Source organism: Stenotrophomonas sp. FBCC-B152 (genome assembly GCF_059134105.1).
The window spans coordinates 1,187,222-1,205,596 of sequence record NZ_CP101442.1 but is presented as its reverse complement, the minus strand read 5'-3'; the positions used below and the strand labels follow the sequence as shown (position 1 = coordinate 1,205,596).

Annotated in this window: 18 protein-coding genes and 1 tRNA gene; 7 read left to right on the top strand and 12 right to left on the bottom strand. The window is 68.0% G+C overall.

Going from position 1 to position 18,375, the window contains the following annotated elements:
- The first annotated feature begins 13 nt into the window (after positions 1-13).
- Both edd and NMB40_RS05890 read left to right on the top strand, forming a co-directional pair.
- Positions 14-1,930, top strand: coding sequence for a phosphogluconate dehydratase (gene edd / locus NMB40_RS05895; protein WP_494360437.1), 1,917 nt, complete (start codon positions 14-16; stop codon positions 1,928-1,930).
- A gap of 211 nt (positions 1,931-2,141) precedes the next feature.
- On the top strand, positions 2,142-2,801 hold the full coding sequence (locus NMB40_RS05890) for a bifunctional 4-hydroxy-2-oxoglutarate aldolase/2-dehydro-3-deoxy-phosphogluconate aldolase (RefSeq protein WP_494360436.1): 660 nt from the start codon (positions 2,142-2,144) through the stop codon (positions 2,799-2,801).
- Positions 2,802-3,053: 252 nt separating this feature from the next.
- Here NMB40_RS05890 and NMB40_RS05885 read toward each other — a convergent pair whose 3' ends face one another.
- From NMB40_RS05885 to ispG, 3 genes are all read right to left on the bottom strand, one after another.
- The gene (locus tag NMB40_RS05885) at positions 3,054-3,701 is read right to left on the bottom strand and encodes a response regulator (protein ID WP_282248100.1); all 648 of its coding nucleotides are present in this window, start codon (positions 3,699-3,701) and stop codon (positions 3,054-3,056) included.
- Positions 3,702-3,923: 222 nt separating this feature from the next.
- On the bottom strand, positions 3,924-4,631 hold the full coding sequence (locus NMB40_RS05880; RefSeq protein WP_494360435.1) for a phosphatase PAP2 family protein: 708 nt from the start codon (positions 4,629-4,631) through the stop codon (positions 3,924-3,926).
- The gene (gene ispG / locus NMB40_RS05875; protein WP_448142470.1) at positions 4,612-5,877 is read right to left on the bottom strand and encodes a flavodoxin-dependent (E)-4-hydroxy-3-methylbut-2-enyl-diphosphate synthase; all 1,266 of its coding nucleotides are present in this window, start codon (positions 5,875-5,877) and stop codon (positions 4,612-4,614) included. Before ispG ends, NMB40_RS05880 begins: the two co-directional genes overlap by 20 nt.
- Before the next feature lie 93 nt (positions 5,878-5,970).
- Here ispG and NMB40_RS05870 point away from each other — a divergent pair, with 93 nt between their 5' ends.
- Positions 5,971-7,197, top strand: a complete 1,227-nt coding sequence (locus NMB40_RS05870; protein WP_448142469.1) for an ATP-binding protein — start codon at positions 5,971-5,973, stop codon at positions 7,195-7,197.
- Positions 7,194-7,772: a response regulator transcription factor gene (locus tag NMB40_RS05865; protein WP_184124062.1), complete on the top strand. Its 579-nt coding sequence runs from the start codon at positions 7,194-7,196 to the stop codon at positions 7,770-7,772. Before NMB40_RS05870 ends, NMB40_RS05865 begins: the two co-directional genes overlap by 4 nt.
- Before the next feature lie 93 nt (positions 7,773-7,865).
- Here the strand turns inward: NMB40_RS05865 and pgi are convergent, their stop codons facing one another.
- The 6 genes from pgi to pcnB all read right to left on the bottom strand — a co-directional run bounded on the left by pgi (position 7,866) and on the right by pcnB (position 13,593).
- A complete protein-coding gene (gene pgi, locus NMB40_RS05860; protein WP_489989850.1) occupies positions 7,866-9,377 on the bottom strand; it encodes a glucose-6-phosphate isomerase in 1,512 nt (503 codons plus the stop codon).
- Positions 9,374-9,754 carry an aspartate 1-decarboxylase gene (gene panD / locus NMB40_RS05855; protein ID WP_068850963.1) on the bottom strand — a complete coding sequence of 127 codons (381 nt, stop codon included), beginning with the start codon at positions 9,752-9,754 and terminating at the stop codon, positions 9,374-9,376. Before panD ends, pgi begins: the two co-directional genes overlap by 4 nt.
- Before the next feature lie 290 nt (positions 9,755-10,044).
- A complete protein-coding gene (gene panC / locus NMB40_RS05850; RefSeq protein ID WP_282248238.1) occupies positions 10,045-10,887 on the bottom strand; it encodes a pantoate--beta-alanine ligase in 843 nt (280 codons plus the stop codon).
- Positions 10,884-11,699 (bottom strand): 3-methyl-2-oxobutanoate hydroxymethyltransferase, encoded by an 816-nt coding sequence (gene panB, locus NMB40_RS05845; protein ID WP_494360434.1) that lies wholly within the window; start codon positions 11,697-11,699, stop codon positions 10,884-10,886. Before panB ends, panC begins: the two co-directional genes overlap by 4 nt.
- A gap of 31 nt (positions 11,700-11,730) precedes the next feature.
- Positions 11,731-12,219: a 2-amino-4-hydroxy-6-hydroxymethyldihydropteridine diphosphokinase gene (gene folK / locus NMB40_RS05840; protein ID WP_494360433.1), complete on the bottom strand. Its 489-nt coding sequence runs from the start codon at positions 12,217-12,219 to the stop codon at positions 11,731-11,733.
- 3 nt (positions 12,220-12,222) lie between these two features.
- Positions 12,223-13,593: a polynucleotide adenylyltransferase PcnB gene (gene pcnB / locus NMB40_RS05835; protein WP_494361046.1), complete on the bottom strand. Its 1,371-nt coding sequence runs from the start codon at positions 13,591-13,593 to the stop codon at positions 12,223-12,225.
- Between the two features lie 50 nt (positions 13,594-13,643).
- On the opposite strand from pcnB, the gene NMB40_RS05830 reads away from it, so the two are divergent.
- A tRNA-Glu gene (locus NMB40_RS05830) sits at positions 13,644-13,718 on the top strand.
- Between the two features lie 63 nt (positions 13,719-13,781).
- On the opposite strand, the gene NMB40_RS05825 is transcribed toward NMB40_RS05830, so the two are convergent.
- Positions 13,782-15,203 (bottom strand): sugar porter family MFS transporter, encoded by a 1,422-nt coding sequence (locus NMB40_RS05825; RefSeq protein WP_282248241.1) that lies wholly within the window; start codon positions 15,201-15,203, stop codon positions 13,782-13,784.
- Between the two features lie 249 nt (positions 15,204-15,452).
- Here NMB40_RS05825 and fdxA point away from each other — a divergent pair, with 249 nt between their 5' ends.
- A complete protein-coding gene (fdxA, locus tag NMB40_RS05820; protein WP_282248242.1) occupies positions 15,453-15,776 on the top strand; it encodes a ferredoxin FdxA in 324 nt (107 codons plus the stop codon).
- 409 nt (positions 15,777-16,185) lie between these two features.
- Here fdxA and NMB40_RS05815 read toward each other — a convergent pair whose 3' ends face one another.
- Entirely contained in the window at positions 16,186-16,692 is a 507-nt protein-coding gene (locus NMB40_RS05815) for a hypothetical protein (RefSeq protein WP_494360432.1), read from the bottom strand.
- 28 nt (positions 16,693-16,720) lie between these two features.
- A complete protein-coding gene (gene dapA / locus NMB40_RS05810) occupies positions 16,721-17,614 on the bottom strand; it encodes a 4-hydroxy-tetrahydrodipicolinate synthase (protein WP_282248200.1) in 894 nt (297 codons plus the stop codon).
- Between the two features lie 163 nt (positions 17,615-17,777).
- On the opposite strand from dapA, the gene NMB40_RS05805 reads away from it, so the two are divergent.
- Positions 17,778-18,338 (top strand): glycine cleavage system transcriptional repressor, encoded by a 561-nt coding sequence (locus NMB40_RS05805; protein ID WP_019183297.1) that lies wholly within the window; start codon positions 17,778-17,780, stop codon positions 18,336-18,338.
- Positions 18,339-18,375: the final 37 nt, after the last annotated feature.

Below are 18,375 nucleotides of genomic sequence, written 5' to 3'. Positions count from 1 at the left end.
TAGCCGGTAGCCAATGAGCCTGCACCCCAAACTCCATGCCATCACCGAGCGCATCGTCCAGCGCAGCGTCGCCTCGCGCGCTGCGTACCTGGCGGGCATCGACGCCGCGCTGCGCGACGGTCCGTTCCGTTCGCGCCTGAGCTGCGGCAACCTGGCCCACGGCTTCGCGGCCTGTGGCCCGACCGACAAGAGCCGCCTGCGCGGCGGGGTCACGCCGAACCTGGGCATCATCACTGCCTACAACGACATGCTGTCGGCGCACCAGCCGTTCGAGCACTATCCGGAGATCCTGCGCGAGACCGCGCGTTCGGTCGGCGCGACGGCGCAGGTCGCCGGCGGCGTGCCGGCGATGTGTGACGGGGTCACGCAGGGCCGTGGCGGCATGGAACTGTCGCTGTTCTCGCGCGATGTCATCGCGCAGTCCACGGCGATCGGGTTGAGCCATGACATGTTCGACAGCACGGTCTACCTGGGCGTGTGCGACAAGATCGTGCCGGGCCTGCTGATCGGCGCGCTGGCCTTCGGCCACCTGCCGGCGATCTTCCTGCCGGCCGGGCCGATGACGCCGGGCATCCCGAACAAGCAGAAAGCCGAGGTGCGCGAGCGCTATGCGGCAGGCCTGGCCACGCGCGAGGAGCTGCTGGAAGCCGAAGCGGCGTCGTACCACGGGGTGGGCACGTGCACGTTCTACGGCACGGCCAATTCGAACCAGACGCTGCTGGAAGCAATGGGCGTGCAGCTGCCGGGCGCGTCGTTCGTGAATCCGGAAACACCGCTGCGCGATGCACTGACCCGCCATGCGGCGGTGCGTGCGCTGGAAATCAGTGCGCTGGGCGATGACTTCCGGCCGCTGGGCCGGTTGATCGATGAGCGCGCGATCGTCAATGCGGTGGTCACGTTGATGGCCACGGGTGGTTCGACCAACCACACGATCCACTGGATCGCGGTGGCGCGGGCGGCGGGCATCGTGCTGACGTGGGATGACATGGACCAGCTGTCGCAGCTGGTGCCGCTGCTGGCGCGGGTGTACCCGAACGGCGAGGCGGACGTGAACCGTTTCGCGGCGGCCGGTGGTACGGCGTTCGTGTTCCGCGAGCTGATGGACGCGGGGCTGATGCACGCGGACCTGGTGACGGTGGCCGAAGGTGGCATGCGCCAGTACACGCAGGATCCGGCGCTGCGCGAGGGTGCGCTGACGTGGATCGAGGGCATTGCCGAGAGCGCGGACCGTGAGGTGGTGCGCGGGGTAGCCGAGCCGTTCGAGGCACAGGGTGGGCTGCGGCTGCTGCGCGGCAACCTGGGCCGTTCGCTGATCAAGCTGTCGGCGGTGAAGCCGCAGTACCGGACGATCGAGGCACCGGCGGTGGTGGTGGATGCGCCGCAGGTGCTGAACAAGCTGCATGCGGCGGGAATGCTGCCGCAGGATTTCGTGGCGGTGGTGCGTTACCAGGGGCCGCGTGCGAACGGGATGCCGGAGCTGCATTCGCTGGCGCCGTTGCTGGGGCTGCTGCAGAACCAGGGCCGGCGGGTGGCGCTGGTGACGGATGGTCGTCTGTCGGGCGCGTCGGGCAAGTTCCCGGCGGCGATCCACATGACGCCGGAAGCCTCGCGCGGTGGTCCGCTGGGACGGGTGCGCGAGGGCGACATCATCCGGCTGGATGGTGAGGCGGGCACGCTGGAGGTGCTGGTGGACGCGGCCGAATGGGCAGCGCGCGAGCAGGCGCCGAACACGGCACCGGCGGCGCACGATCTGGGCCGCAACCTGTTCGCGATGAACCGCCGTCTGGTGGGTCCGGCTGACCAGGGCGCGATCTCTATTTCGTGCGGACCGGCTGCGGACGACGGTGATATGTGGAATTACGACGCGGAGTATGAGCTCGGGAATGACGCTGCTGCTGCGCTTGCGCCGCATGAGGCGAAGGACGCCTGACGGTTGTACCGCCAAGAGCGGCGGTTGGGCCTGCTTGGGTGAGGCAGCGGCGGGGGTCCCCTACGGGACACGCCGTGAACCCATCCATGGGGGCTCGTAGAAAACATCCATGTTTTCTACGGTCCCTACGGGGACGCCCGCCGCTGCCTCACTACACATTGCGGCGCCTCTTTGGCGTCGGCGAATTTGGTATCAACAGGAAGAAATGTTCATGGGCATTGCCGAACACCAGAAACGCGCTGAAACCCTGCTGCTTGCGGCAGGCATCCTGCCGGTGGTTACCGTGCACACGCTTGACCAGGCGCGCGCGGTCAGCGCGGCGTTGCTGGAAGGTGGCCTGCCGGCCATCGAGCTGACGCTGCGCACGCCGATCGCGATGGAGGCGCTGGGCATGCTCAAGCGCGAGCTGCCGGATGTGGTGGTCGGTGCGGGCACGGTGCTGACGGTGGAGCAGATGCAGCAGGCCGTTGATGCCGGGGCGGATTTCCTGGTGACGCCGGGAACGCCGGCGTTCATGGCCGATGCGCTGGCGGAAGCGCCGTTGCCGGTGGTGCCGGGTGCGGCGTCGCCGACGGAGCTGCTGGCGCTGTATGCGCGCGGTTTCCGGGTGTGCAAGCTGTTCCCGGCCTCGGCGGTGGGCGGGCTGGCGATGATCAAGGGCCTGGCCGGTCCGATTCCGGACCTGAAGCTGTGCCCGACCGGCGGCATCACGGAAACCACGGCGGCCGAGTACCTGGAGCAGAAGAACGTGGTCTGCATCGGCGGCTCGTGGATGGTGCCGGGCAACTGGATCGAGAACGGCGAGTGGGACAAGGTGCGCGAAAGCGCGGCCCAGGCCGCGAAGATCGTCGCGCGGGTGCGCTCGCGCTGAGGTTACGAAGATCGCGCAGCCACGCAGGGCGTGGCTCTACGCGGTTGGCGGATTACGTTGGGCAACTCGCGGGTCGCTGCCCGCGGTTGCTTTTGATTACGTGATCGTCCTGCGCACGTAACAATTCGTAGGTCCACGCCCTGCGTGGACACCGCGCGCAGCGCGGCACAAGCATCCGAAACCGGGGCACCGACCGCCCTGCACGCCTCTACCGACGTTTAAGCCCAAACGAAGCGCTCCGGACGCTCGCGTTTACATCGGCCGCGCCGGATCCACCAGGCCGTACTGGCTGGCCATGCGCGCCAGCGCGATGTTGTCGTGGATCCCCATCTTCTCGAACAGGCGCGCCTTGTGGGTGTTGACGGTCTTGGCGCTCAGGCTCAGGCGCTTGGCGATGTCTTCCTGGCGCAGGCCCTGGGTCAGCAGCAGCGCCACTTCCAGTTCGCGCGGGGACAGGCTGTCGAACGGCGACTGGCTGCCTTCGACATTGGACAAGGCCAGGTTCTGGGCGATGCTGCTGCCCAGGTAACGCCGGCCGAGCGCGGCGTCGCGCACGGCGCGCAGCAGTTCCTGGGCGTCGCAGGCCTTGCCGATGTAGCCGGAGGCACCGGCTTCAAGCAGGCGCTTGGGCATCGGGCCGTCTTCCAGCACCGACACGATCACCACGCGGGTGCCGTGGTCGCCCCGGACCACGCGTTCGGTGACTTCCATTCCGCTCACGCCGGGCAGGTGCAGGTCGCACAGCACCACGTCCGGGCGCAGCTGGCGGATCGCAGGCAGCGCGTCTTCGCCGGATTCGGCTTCACCCACCACTTCGATGTCCGTCTCGTTGGACAGGATCATCTTCATGCCGGTTCGCACCAGCGCGTGGTCGTCCACCAGATACACTCGAATCGTCATCCCACCCACCTTCGTCCAAACGCTGCAAACCGGGGCCAGCCTAGCGACGGGGTCAAGCGATAACAAGGAAGTAGTTTCCCCATCAGCGCGTTCTGATGCCCGCGTCACATCCGTGCCGGGCTACCCCTGCCCTTTGCCTATCCCCCAGGCCATATCGGTTTATTGGACCTATCACGGTCCGCGGAAACCCCTGCCGCATCCAGCCTGCTCCCAGCAGGCCGGTCAGTGCCGGCGGCGCCAAGGATGGCGGCGGCGGAACATCACCAGGAAACACCCTACCACCCAAACCAGTGCGGCACACCATCCGGCCAGGATGTCGGAAGGGTAATGCACGCCCAGGTAGATGCGTGAAAGGCTGACCGAGCCGGCGAACAGCACGCCGAACACCACCGCCGGCCAACGCCAGCGGGTGTTCCAGGCCAGCAGCACCAGCACGGCGGCGAGGGTCATCGAGCCCATGGCGTGGCCGCTGGGGAAGCTGTAGGTGCTTTCCGGGGCGATCGACTCCCACAGGGTCGGCCGGTCGCGCTGGAAGAACTGCTTGCTGCCGATGTTGAGCAGGGCCGAGCCGGCGAAGCTGAGCGCGGCGAAGCTGGCTTCGCGCCAGCGCCGGCGCAGCAGCAGCACGGCCACGATCAGGATGTCGGCCGGGATCACGCCCCACTGGTAGCCGATCCGGGAAATGAACACGAACGCGGCATCCAGGCTGGGCCGGGCCACGTCATGCATCTTCCACAGCAGCGGGGCGTCGAAGTAGAACGCCTCCAGCTCGTGCACTTCGTCGGCCAGGGCCACGAAGCCGGCCAGCGGCAGCAGCACGCCGGCAAACAGCAGCACGAAGCGCCAGGCATTGCGCGCCATCCAGTGGCGGAAGCCGGCGGCCGGCTCCGGCGCCGCCAGCACGGCGGGCTTATCCGACGCTTCGGACATACTTGCGTTCGACGTACGCGTCGATCAGCGCCACGAATTCCTGGGCGATGTTGTCACCGCGCAGGGTCACCGTCTTTTCGCCATCGACGAACACGGGCGCGGCCGGGGTTTCACCGGTGCCGGGCAGCGAGATGCCGATGTTGGCGTGGCGCGATTCGCCGGGCCCGTTGACGATGCAGCCCATCACGGCCAGGGTCATGTTTTCCGCGCCGGGGTGGCTGACCTTCCATTCGGGCATCTTGCCGCGCACGTGGTTCTGCACGACCTTGGCCAGCTCCTGGAAGAACTCGGAGGTGGTGCGGCCGCAGCCCGGGCACGCGGTGACCAGCGGGGTGAAGGCGCGCTGGCCGGTGGTCTGCAGCAGTTCCTGGGCGACGATCACTTCCTGCGTGCGCGACTGGCCGGGTTCGGGCGTCAGCGAAATGCGGATGGTGTCGCCGATCCCTTCCTGCAGCAGCACGGCCAGTGCCGCCGAGGAGGCGACGATGCCCTTGCTGCCGATGCCGGCTTCGGTCAGGCCCAGGTGCAGGGCGAAGTCCGAACGCTGGGCCAGGTCGCGGTACACCGCGATCAGTTCCTGCACGCCGCTGACCTTGGCCGACAGCACGATGCGGTCGCGCGGCAGGCCCAGTTCCACGGCGGTGTGTGCCGAATCCAACGCCGAACGGATCAGCGCTTCGCGCAGCACCCGGCCGGCGTCCCAGGGCTGGGCGCGCTGGCTGTTCTCGTCCATCAGGCGCGCGGCCAGCGACTGGTCCAGCGAGCCCCAGTTGGCGCCGATGCGCACCGGCTTGTCGTAGCGGATCGCGAACTCGATCAGCTGCGCGAACTGGGTGTCCTTCTTCTTGCCGAAGCCGACGTTGCCGGGGTTGATCCGGTACTTGGCCAGCGCTTCGGCGCAGGCCGGTTCCTGGGTCAGCAACTGGTGGCCGTTGTAATGGAAGTCGCCGATCAGCGGGACCTCGATCCCCATCATCCGCAGCTTTTCCACGATGCGTGGAATGGCGGCGGCCGACTCGGGATTGTTCACGGTCAGGCGCACCATTTCCGAGCCGGCCCGCCACAGCTCGGCCACCTGCTTGACGCTGGAGGCCACGTCGGCGGTGTCGGTGTTGGTCATCGACTGGACCACCACGGGCTGGCCCCCACCCACGACCACGCCACCGATGCGGACAGGCTGGGTCTGGCGGCGGGCCCACACGGTGGTGTCGGAAGGTTGGGTCGGTTGGCTGACGGCGTCGTGCATTCCCCATTTTAGCGCGCCCAGCGCGCGCGGGGAGGCCCGATGCGGCCGATTGTCGCAGGCAGCCAACCGCGCAAGCGCATACGATGGCAGCCGATGACCGGTACCGACGCCCCCTTCCTACGCACCCTGTGCAGCCTGCGCTGGCTGGCCGTGGCCGGCCAGGCCGCGACCATCCTGGTGGCCAGCTGGGTGCTGGGGCTGGAACTGCCGCAGCTGCCGCTGTGGTCCGGGGTGCTCGTGCTGATCCTGTTCAACCTGTACGCGCAGCTGCGGGTGCTGGATGCCGATACCGCGCCGCTGACCGCGTTCTGCCACATCCTGGTGGACGTGGCGGTGCTGACCTGGATGGTCGGCTGGAGCGGCGGGGTCGGCAACCCGTTCGGCTCGCTGTTCCTGATCCTGATCGCGCTGGCCGCGCTGGCGCTGCCGGTGCGCTGGACCCTGGCGGTGGCCGCCGCCTGCCTGATCGGCTATGCGGTCAGCGGTATCTTCGGCAAGCCGCTGCCGCACGGCTATTTCACCGCCATGGACCTGCACCAGTGGGGCGTGGTGGCCAACTTCCTGCTGTCGGCGGCGGTGGTGCTGGCCTTCGCCACCCGGCTGGCGATGGCGCTGCGCCGGCGCGAACACGAACTTGCGCTGCTGCGCGAACGCTTCGCGCGCAACGAGGGCATCGTGGCGCTGGCCACCCACGCCGCCTCGGTGGCGCATGAACTCAACACGCCGCTGGCGACCATGACCCTGCTGGCCGACGACATCGCCGACCAGACCGACAACCCGGAAGTACGCGACGACGTGGACACGCTGCGCGAGCTGCTGGTGCAGTGCCGCGAACGGGTGCTGGCACTGGCCCGCCCGGCCGCCGGCCAGGCGCGCGGCAACGAGGCGGTAACCCTGCCGCAGGTGCTGGAGCAGTGGCAGCTGGTGCGCCCGACCATCACCCTCAAGCGCAACGAGGATGCCCCGCTGCAGCTGCCGCTGGACCCGGGCATCGGCCATCTGTTGATGGTGCTGCTCAACAACGCCGCCGACGCCGGCGAACAGGCCGAACGGCCGCAGGTGGACCTGACCCTGCGCATCGAGGGACACGACCTGATCGGCGAAGTGCGCGATTACGGGCGCGGTTTCGACGCGCGCGATGCGGTGCTGCCCGGCACCCTGTTCAACAGCGGCAAGACTCAGGGCATGGGCGTGGGCCTGGCCCTGTCCCATGCCACCATCGAGCGCCTGGACGGCGAGTTGTGGATGCGGCCCGCGCAGGGCGCCGGCACCCGCGTCGGCTTCCGCCTGCCCCTGGCTGCACCGGAGATTTCGCCATGAATACCCCCACCCTGCCCGCCTCCAGCCACGGCCTGCTGGTCGACGACGACGAACTGTACCTGCGCACGCTGCAGCGCAGCCTGGCCCGCAAGGGACTGGAAACGGTGACCGCCAGCGACATCGCCTCGGCACTGGTGCTGGCCCGGCAGCAGCCGCCGGCCTACGCCTTGATCGATCTGAAGCTGGGTTCGGAATCCGGCCTGGCGTTGATCCAGCCGCTGCGGGCGCTGCGCGAGGACATGCGCATCCTGCTGGTGACCGGCTACGCCAGCATTGCCACCGCGGTGGAGGCGATCAAGCTGGGCGCCGATGACTACCTGCCCAAGCCGGCCACGGTGCCGATGATCCTGCGTGCGCTGGGCGAGGAAGACGACGGCCCGGCCGACGATGGCGAGATGGAGCCACCGGATGCGATGACCCCGATCAGCCGCCTGCAGTGGGAACACATCCAGCAGGCGATGCATGAGACGGGCGGCAATGTCTCGGCCGCTGCACGCCTGTTGGGCATGCACCGGCGTTCGTTGCAGCGGAAATTGGCCAAGCGGCCCAGCCCGGAGCGGGATCCGACGCGGTAACGGTGGGATCGCCGCGCGACGACCGACGGTCGTCGCCTACCGCGCCCGGCGGTCGTCACGCCGGTAGGTATCGACCGTTGGTCGATACGTTTGTTACCGAAGCCGACCCAACAGCTCCAGCGTCACCGGATCGGTGATGCCATGGGCCTCGCCCTGCAGCGCCGGCAGCAGCTGGCTGGCCAGCTGCTTGCCCAGCTCCACGCCGAACTGGTCGAAGGCGTTGATGTTCCAGATCAGCGACTGCACGTACACGGCGTGTTCGTACATCGCGATCAGCGCACCCAGCGACTGCGGGGTCAACGCGTCCAGCAGGATCAGCGTGCTGGGGCGGCCGCCCGGGTACTCGCGGTGCGGATCGTCGCTGCCCTGGCCGTTGGCCAGTGCTTCGGTCTGCGCCAGCAGGTTGGCCATCAGCGCCTGGTGGTTGATTTCATACGGATCGTCGTTGTGCACGCAGCCGATGAAATCGGCCGGGATCACGCTGGTGCCCTGGTGCAGCGCCTGGAAGAAGCTGTGCTGCACGTCGGTACCCGCCCCGCCCCACCACACCGACACGGTGTCGCTGCCGACCGGGCTGCCGTCGAGCTGCACGCGCTTGCCCAGGCTTTCCATCACCAGCTGCTGCAGGTAGGCCGGCAGCAGCGCCAGGCGCTGGTCATAGGTCATCACCGCATGGGTGGCATGGCCGAGCAGGTTGCGGTTCCAGATGTCGGTCAGGGCATGCAGCACCGGCAGGTTCTGCGCCAGCGGTGCGTTGAGCGCGTGGGCATCCATTTCGGCCGCACCGGCCAGCAGTTGTTCGAAACGTTCGAAGCCGATCGCCAACGCGATCGGAAAACCGACCGCCGACCACAGCGAATAGCGCCCGCCCACCCAGTCCCACATCGGCAGCACGCGGCCGGCGGCGATCGAGAAGGCCTTGGCGGCGCGTTCGGGGTTGGCGCTGACGGCGTAGAGGCGTTCGCTGCCGCCCAGCCAGTCATGCAGGATCTGCCCGTTGAGCAGGGTTTCCTGGGTACCGAAGGTCTTGGAGATCAGGATGCCGGCGGTGGTGGCCGGGTCCAGCGTGGCCAGCGTGCGCTGCATGGCGGCGCCGTCCACGTTGGAAACGAAATGCACGCGGAAGCGCGCGCCGGTGACCGGGCGCAGCGCGTCGGCGACCAGGCGCGGACCGAGGTCCGAACCGCCGATGCCGACGCTGACGATGTCGGTGACGTTGGTCTTTTCCAGCGCGGCGATCAGTTCGCCCATCTGCGCGCGCACCTGCGCGGCGGTGGCGAAGGCTTCAGCGGCGACCGGGGCGCCACTGACATCGCCACGCAGGGCGGTGTGCAGCGCAGCGCGGCCTTCGGTGACGTTGACCGTCTCGCCACGGAACAGGCGCTGGAAGCCGCCGGCGACATCGCGCTCGGCGGCCAGCTGCAGCAGCGCATCCAGCGCCGCGCGGTCGTACTTCTGCCGCGCGAAGTTGGCATACAACGGACCGACCCGCAGCCCCAGCGATTGTGCGCGACCGGGTTCGGCGGCGATCAGTGCGGGGATGCTCGCGCCACGCAGGCGCTGGGCATGGGAGTGAAGCGGGTCGAATCCGTTGGTCTGTGTCATGCGGCCTGGGTCGGGATGCTGTCGTTGGTGTGGGAGATCTGGTTGTTGCCGTCCACATATACCAACTTCGGCCGGAAGCTGTCAGCTTCTTCTTCACTCATGCTGGCGAAGGCGGCAATGATGATGATGTCGCCGACCTGCACGTGGCGCGCGGCGCCGCCGTTGAGCGAGACCACGCCGCTACCCGCTTCGGCGCGGATGGCATAGGTCGAGAAGCGCGCACCGTTGGTGACGTCCCAGATGTGCACCTGCTCGAATTCGCGGATGCCGGTGGCCAGCAGCAGGTTGTCATCGATGGCGATGGACCCTTCGTAGTTCAGCTCCGAATGGGTCACGGTGGCGCGGTGGATCTTGGTCTTGAGCAGGGAGAGGTGCATGGCACGGGACGACGTAAAGGAAAGGGAAATTCTAGCACCCGGGGGCCGGGCGGCCGTTATGGAGCCCTGCCCGCTGCCAACCATTCAGGTACCGTCCGTGGCGCACGACGGTACGGTCGGTTTCCAAACGACTGCCGACCCTGTTGATCCGCGCTGGGATGCATGACCGTGGCCGGAGAAGCGATTTTGCCAGAGGTCATGCGTTACCGGACGATGTGCCTGTATCGGCAGTCGTTTGGGAACCGACCCTACCCCGGGGCCGGCCCGCAGCCAACGGCCGGCGCTGCCGCTCAGAACTCCAGGTTGTCGATCAGGCGGGTGTTGCCGATGCGCGCGGCGATCAGGGCGACGCGGTTGCCGTCTTCGCTGTCGGCCGGCTCGGACAGGTCCGGCTTGCGCACTACCGCGTAGTCGACCTGGAAGCCGGCAGCCTGCAGGGCCGATGCGGCTTCGGCTTCGATCAGGCTGCGGGTCTTGCCGGCGATGAAGCCTTCGCGCATGCCCAGCAGCACCTGGTGGATGGTGGTCGAGACCGGGCGCTGTTCGGCGTTGAGGTACTGGTTGCGCGAGCTCATGGCCAGGCCATCGGTTTCGCGCACGATGTCGCCGCCCACGATCTGGATCGGGAAGGCCAGGTCTTCCACCATCTGGCGGATCACCGCCAGCTGCTGGTAGTCCTTCTTGCCGAAGGCGGCCACGTCCGGCTGGACCTGGTTGAACAGGCGCGAGACCACGGTGCACACGCCGTCGAAGTGGCCCGGGCGGTGTGCGCCTTCAAGCAGGCTGGAAATGCCCGGCACGTTCACGCTGGCCGCCAGCTCCACCCCGAACGGATACATCGATTCGACCGTGGGCAGCCACAGCACGTCACAGCCGGCCTGCTCGAGCCCGGTGGTGTCGGCTTCCGGGGTGCGCGGGTAGCGGGTGAAGTCCTCGTTGGGGCCGAACTGGGTCGGGTTGACGAACACGCTGGAGACCACGCGGTCGGCGTATTGCCTGGCCAGGGTGACCAGCGAGTAATGGCCGGCGTGCAGGTTGCCCATGGTGGGGACCAGCGCAACGCGCAGGCCCTCGCGCTTCCAGCCGTTGACGACGGCGCGCAGGCGGGACAGTTCGGTGACGGTGTCGATCATGAGGCGTAGGCGTGTTCTGCGTCGGGGAAGGAGCCGTCGCGCACGGCGTCGGCATAGGCACGGACGGCGCCGGCAACCGACCCGCCTTCGGCAAGGAAATCCTTGACGAACTTGGGACGGCGATGGCCGCTGTCCAGGCCGATGAAATCGTGCAGCACCAGTACTTGGCCATCGCAGCCGGGGCCGGCACCGATGCCGATGGTGGGCACGGCCACGTCGGCGGTGACCTGGGTGGCGATCGGGGTCGGCACGCACTCGAGGACGATCAGGGTGGCGCCGGCATCGACCGCGGCCTTGGCATCGTCACGCAGCTGCTGGGCGGCGTCGCCGCGGCCCTGCACCTTGTAACCGCCCAGGCGCAGCACCGACTGCGGGGTCAGGCCCAGGTGCGAACACACCGGGATCTCGCGTTCCACCAGGTAGCGGATGATGTCCAGCTTGAAGCCGGCGCCTTCGATCTTGACCATCTCCGCACCGGCCTGGAGCAGGCGCAGCGAGGCGTCCAGCGCGCGTTCGGGGGTGGCATCGGCGCCGAACGGCAGGTCGGCCACCAGCAGCGCACGCTGCAGCACGCGGGCCACGGCGCGGGTGTGGTAGACCATGTCGTCGGTGGTCACCGGCAGCGTGGAATCGTGCCCCTGCACCACCATGCCCAGCGAATCGCCGATCAGGATCAGGTCGACGCCATTGGCATCGAACGCACGCGCGAAGCCGGCGTCGTAGGCGGTCAGCATGACCAGCTTCTGGCCGTTTCGCTTGGCCTCGGCCAGTGCGGGGACGGTCCAGGGCTTGCTGTCTGCGTGGGTACTCATGAGCTGATAACCGGTGGCGATAAGCCCCGCATTATCCTCCTATTGGCGCGATCCAGCAGGCCTCGATACGCATCGCAGCGTCCCGCACGCGGCCCTGCCCCGGAATCATCGCCTCCGGGGCGATCTCGGCCAGCGGCAGCAACGCGAACGCGCGTTCGTGCAGGTAGGGGTGCGGCACCTTCAGCTGCGGCAGGTCGATCACCGCATCGCCATACAGCAGCAGGTCCAGGTCGAGCGTGCGCGGGCCCCAGTGCACGGCCGCGTCGCGAACCCGGCCGAAGTCGCGCTCTATGCCCAGCAGGGCCTCCAGCAGCGCGGTCGGTTCCAGCCCGGTGTCGAGCAGCGCGGCAGCGTTGACGAACGCCGGCTGGTCTTCATTGCCCCAGGCCGGCGTGCTGTACAGCTGCGAGCGCGCCCGCAGCGTGGTCAGCGGCAGCGCGGCCATGGCCGCGAACGCCGCGCGCAGGGTCTGCGCGGCGTCGCCCAGGTTGGCGCCCAGTCCAATACAGGCCAGGGTCACGGCTTACTCGCCTGCGGCGCCACCGGGACGACGACGGCGGCGGCGGCGCTTGCGCGGTGCCCCGTTCTCGTCCAGCTCGCCTTCGGCCTGCGCGGCGTCCAGCGTGGAATCCAGCTCGGGGCCGGACTGCAGCTGGGCTTCGCGCCAGAACTCCACATCGGCTTCGTGCTCGCTGGAGGCCACCTGGCGCAGGGCCAGGAAGTCGAACGCGGCACGGAAGCGCGGGTGGGTCAGCGTGCGGATCACGCGCTTGCGCTGGCGCGAACTGAAGCGGCCCTGCAGCAGCCAGATTTCCTGCATCGGCAGCGAGAACCGGCGCGGCAGCGCGATGGTGGTCAGCTGGTGCAGGGTGACCCGGTCGGCGGCACGGCGCTGCGCCTCTTCCAGCTGCACGCCCTGCTTCTGCAGGGTCGCCAGCGCGCGGCAGAACGCCGGCCACAGCAGCAGTGCGAACAGGAACGAGGGCGAGACCGGCTCGTCGTTGGCCACGCGCTGGTCGGTGTTGTGCAGGCCTTCGATGACCATGCGGCGCAGCGCGCCACTGCGGTTGCTGCGCAGCGCGGCGGCACTTTCCGGGAACAGCACGTCGAGCAGGCCGTAACGCTCCAGCCCTTCGAAGCTGGCCACGCCGTGGCCGGACAGGAACAGCTTGAGCACTTCCTCGAACAGCCGGGCCGGCGCGGCTTCGCAGAGCAGGCTGGCCAGGCGCGGCAGCGGTTCGGCGCTGGCGTCGTCGATCTGGAAGCCGAGCTTGGCGGCCAGGCGCACCGCGCGCAGCATGCGCACCGGGTCTTCCTGGTAGCGCTTTTCCGGATCGCCGATGAGTTTCATCAGGCGCGCCTGCACGTCTTCGAAGCCGCCGGTGTAATCGCGCACCGAGAAATCCTCGATGGCGTAGTACAGCGCGTTGCAGGTGAAGTCGCGGCGCACCGCGTCGTCTTCGATGCTGCCGTACACGTTGTCGCGCACCAGCATGCCGTTTTCCATCTCGCGGTCGCCGCTGCCATCGTCGATGTTGGCGCGGAAGGTGGCCACTTCGATGATTTCACGGCCGAACACCACGTGCGCCAGCCGGAAGCGGCGCCCGATCAGGCGGCAGTTGCGGAACAGCGACTTGACCTGCTCCGGCGTGGCATCGGTGGCCACGTCGAAATCCTTGGGGTTGCCGCCGACCAGCAGGTCGCGCACGGCGCCACCCACCAGGTAGGCGCCAAAGCCCGAGTCGCGCAGCCGGTACAGGACGCGCAACGCGTTGGGGCTGATGTCCTTGCGGGAGATGTTGTGCTGGTCGCGGGGGATCACGCGCAGACTGAACGGTGATGTAGCGGAGGAATTGATGTTGGCGCTTCCGGTTGAAGTTTCGGGATTGCCCAATGGCATCGAGGTCCATATACTAGCGCGCTGCGCAGTTCGCGACAAAGCATGCTCCCTTCGTCTAGAGGTTAGGACGTGGCCCTCTCAAGGCTAAAACAGGGGTTCGAGTCCCCTAGGGAGCACCATTTGCCGCGCCAGCCGACGAAAAACCCCGCCTTGGCGGGGTTTTTGCGTTGTGGGGCCGGCCCTCAGCCCTCCATCTGCTCCAGCTCCTTGCCCTTGGTCTCGCGCACGTAGCGCAGCACGAAGAAGATCGAGGCCACCGCCGCCACCGTATAGATACCGTAGGCGCCGGCCAGGCCGATGCCGGCCAGCAGGATCGGGAAGGTCACGGTGATGGCGAAGTTCGAGGTCCACTGGGCCGCGCCGGCCACCGCCAGGCCCGAACCGCGGATCTGGTTGGGGAACATCTCGCCCAGCATCACCCACATGACCGGGCCCCAGGACATGTTGAAGAACACCACGTAGACATTGGCCGCCACCAGCGCCAGCCGGCCCATGCCGTCGGACAGCTGCAGGTGGCCATCGGCCAGGGTGCCGCTGGCGAAGGCCACCACCATCAGCGCCAGCGCCACGGACATGCCGACCGAGCCCACCCACAGCAGCGGTTTGCGGCCCACGCGGTCGATCAGCACCACGGTCAGCAGGCAGGCGCCGATGCTGAGTGCGCCGGACAGCACGTTGATCAGCAGTGCGTCGTTTTCGGAGAAGCCGACCGCCTGCCACAGCACCGCGCCGTAATAGAACACCACGTTGATGCCGACCAGCTGCTGGAACACGGCCAGGCCGATGCCGACCCAGACGATGCCGCGCAGCTTGCCGGTGCCCTTGTCGACCAGGTCCGACAGCCGCGGGCGGTGCTGGTCCTGGGCCAGCGAGCCTTCGATCTCGGCGATCTTGGCCTGGGCCTCGGCTTCGCCGTACAGGCGGGTCATCACCGCCAGCGCATCGGCGCGGCGGCCTTTCACCACCAGGTAGCGCGGGCTTTCGGGAATCCCCAGCAGCAGCACCAGGAACAGGGCCGACGGAATGGCCTGCATCCAGAACATCCAGCGCCAGGCTTCCTGGCCCAGCCACAGCGGCTCGGTGGAGGCGCCGGCAGCCCGGGCCAGCAGGAAGTTGCTCAGGAACGCGCAGAACAGGCCGCTGATGATGGCGATCTGCTGCACCGTGGCCAGCCGCCCGCGATAGCGGGCCGAGGCCACTTCGGCGATGTAGGCCGGCGACATCACGCTGGCCGCACCCACGGCGAAGCCGCCGATCACGCGCGCGATCACGAACGCCAGCGAGCTGTGCGCCGATCCGGCACCCAGCGCCGACAGCAGGAACATGACGGCGGCGATGATCAGCACCCCGCGCCGGCCCATGCGGTCGCCCAGCCGGCCGGCGAAGAAGGCGCCGATCGCGCAGCCCAGCAGCATGGAGGCGACCTCGAAGCCGATCCCGGCCTCGCTGGACTGGAAGGTCTGCTTGAGGCCATCGACGGTGCCGTTGATGACGCCGCTGTCGAACCCGAACAGGAAGCCGCCGATGGTGGCGACGCAGCTGATCAATACGATGAAGGAGGTGTTCTCGCCGCGGGCGGCGTTGGCTGCAAGTGTGGTGGACATGAAGGGTCCTGGCAGGAGTGGGACAGCAACGGATCAGCGCAGCGGGGTCTCATCCGGCAGGTTCTCACACGCCCCTGCCCGCCCACAAAGGGCTGCGGGGGCCTGATCTGCCTGCCTCTTGGCCGCCCGGGTGTCTACCGGTAGGCAACGGCATCTAACCGCACCGACCGGCTCCGGCGCATCGTGCACTGCGACAAAGGCCCAACTGTTCTAGAATTGTCCGGCTTACTGTCGGATCCAGATCCAGCCATGCCCTTTGTCGTCACTGAAAACTGCATCAAGTGCAAACACACCGATTGCGTGGAAGTGTGCCCCGTGGATTGCTTCCACGAAGGCCCGAACTTCCTGGTGATCGACCCGGATGAGTGCATCGACTGCACCCTGTGCGAGCCCGAATGCCCGGTCAACGCGATCTTCCCCGAAGACGACGTGCCCGCCGGCCAGGAAAAGTTCGTGGAACTCAATGCCGAGCTGGCCAAGGCCTGGCCGGTCCTGACCGTGCGCAAGGACCCGCCCGAGGACGCCGGCGAGTGGGACGGCAAGCCGGACAAGCTCCAGTATCTGGAGCGGTGAAGCTGAAAAAGGCGCCTCTGGCGCCTTTTTTGTTGGTTGGTTTCAGGGCAGAAGCAACGGCAACGGCAACAGCAACGTTTCATTGTCCCGTGCCGGGGAGGCCGCAGGCGGATGGCAAGAGCAGCCACGCAGGGCGCGGCTCTACGCGGCGCGTGCGTCTGCTTTTGATCTCCCGTGGCCACCGACACACCGTCGGGGGCCGGCGGGTGCGGGGGTACGGGGGCTTTGCGAAACATGGATGTTTCGCAAGAGCCCCCAAGGATGGGTTTACGGCGCCCCCCCCGTACCCCCGCACCCGCCGGCCCAGCCCAGACCATGCGAAAACCACCGGCTGTTCGCCAAAATGCAAAAAGGCTGCCGGGCAAAGCCAGGCAGCCTCTTTCAATCTGCAACCGCAATAAGCGTGCAATTACGGCGCGAGCTTGGCCTTCAGCTCACCCAGCAGCTTGGTCGGGGCCGCGCCGGTAGCCGGCAGGCCGCGCGGATCCACGGCCGAGATGTAGGCGCCGGCTTCGACGGCCACCACGCGGACCAGGAAATCGCTGCCTTCGAAGGCCACGTCGTAGGAGCCCAGCAGCTGCGCCTTGCTGGCGATCTTCACGCCTTCAACCGACTCCAGCGCCGTGCCGACCTTGCCGAACACCTCGTCCTTGCTGCCCGGGATGGTGAAACCGGCATTGTTGGCCGGCGCCTGCGACGGGGCCGGCTTGTTGGCCTGCGAGGCCAGCACCGGCATCTGGGCGGCCGGGCTGGCGCCCGGGGCGTTCAGATCCGGCGGGATTTCCAGCGGGCGCACTTCCGGCGCCAGTGCGTAGTCGCCCTTGACGCCGCGCTTGCAGCCGGTGACACCTGCCAGCGTGGCGGTGGCCAGAATCGCGAACGACAGCACGCGGATGGCGGAAACGGATTGACGCATGTGAATCTCCTGGGTCAGGCCACTGATGTCAGTGGCTGGAAAGGGCTTCGAGCGCACCGATGTCGGTGGCCAGGTGTTCGGCGGCGGCGTGGTGGGCGGCCGACAACGGCAGCAGCGGCAGCCGCAGGCCGTGGCCGATGCCGATCCGGCGCAGCAGGTCCTTCACCGGGATGGGGTTGGGTTCCACCCCGCAGAATTCATGGAACGGCTCCAGCCGGGCATCCCAGGCCTCGGTGGCCTCGCGCTCGCCCGCCGCAGCCAGGTCGCACATGCGCCGGTAGGCACCGGGCAGCGCGTTCGAGCCGACCGAGATCAGCCCGTCCACCCCGGACAGGATCGACCGGGCGGCCGTGCCGTCATCGCCACTGAGGATCGCAAAGGTCGGCGAACGCAGCGCCAGCAGGGCCTGGACCCGGCCCACATCGCCCACCGCTTCCTTGATGCCCACGATGTTCGGGTGCGCGGCCAGCTCGGCCACCGTCTCCGGCAGCATGTCGCAGCCGGTACGGCCCGGCACGTTGTACAGGATCACCGGCAGGCCGCCCTGGTCGGCCACCGCCCGGTAGTGCGCGATCAGCCCGGCCTGGGTCGGGCGCACGTACGGCGGGGTCACCACCAGCGCGTGGGTCGCGCCGCTGGCCGCCGCCCGGCGGGTCTGTTCGATCGTTTTGGCGGTTCCCGACAGGCCGGTACCGGCCAGCACCGGCACGCGCCCGGCGACGGTTTTGACCGCACTGCGCAGCAGCTGGTCGTATTCGTCATCGGACAGGGTCGCGGCCTCGCCGGTCGACCCGGCGACCACCACCCCGTGAACGCCACCCTCCAGTTGCAGGTGCAGCAGGCGCTGCCAACCGTCGGGATCCAATGCGCCATTGGCCTGGAAAGGCGTGGCCAGCGCGGTGATGAGACCGGAAAGGGACAAGGAAACGATGCTCGGAAGAAAGGGGGACGAAGGCCGCTGGAAGCGCGGTCGGACGTACGTTGCATGTTACTTGCGGGTCGAAAGCGCGGGCAAGTATGCTGGACTCCGGCGAACGCGCCGTCGCCGGCGCCGTTCAGACTCATCCCGCATTACCGGAACCACCTTGACCGACACCACGCCGCGGCCTGCGCCGACCGAAAACCATCTCCTGATCAACGCCTACACGACGCATCCGGAGTCCCCCCTGCTGCCCGTCACCCGGCGCATCGCCGACAGCGGCTGCAACCTGGTCGATGCCCGCCTTGCCACCGTGGGCCGCGATGTCTCGGTCACCGCCCTGGCCACCGGCTCCTGGGACTCGGTGGCCAAGCTGGAAGCCATGCTGACCCGGCTCGAACGCGAGGAAGGCCTGAAACTGGTGTGGTACCGCACCGGTGCCAAGCAGGCGCAGTCCAACCTGCTGCCCTACATCGTGGAAGTGATCGCCGCCGACAAGCCCGGCATCCTGTTCCAGCTGGCCGATTTCTTCGACCGCCAGGGCATCACCATCGAAAACCTGCAGAGCACCCGCTACCGCGCCATGCAGACCGGCGCGGAGATGTTCTCGGCGCAGGTCACCATCGGGGTGCCCGCCAACATGCACATCGCCGCACTGCGCGACGATTTCCTCGAATTCTGCGACCACCTCAACCTGGACGCGATCATGGACCCGATGAAGTTCTGACGGCTTCGCGCGTTCATCACGAACGCGCGGTGTTTCA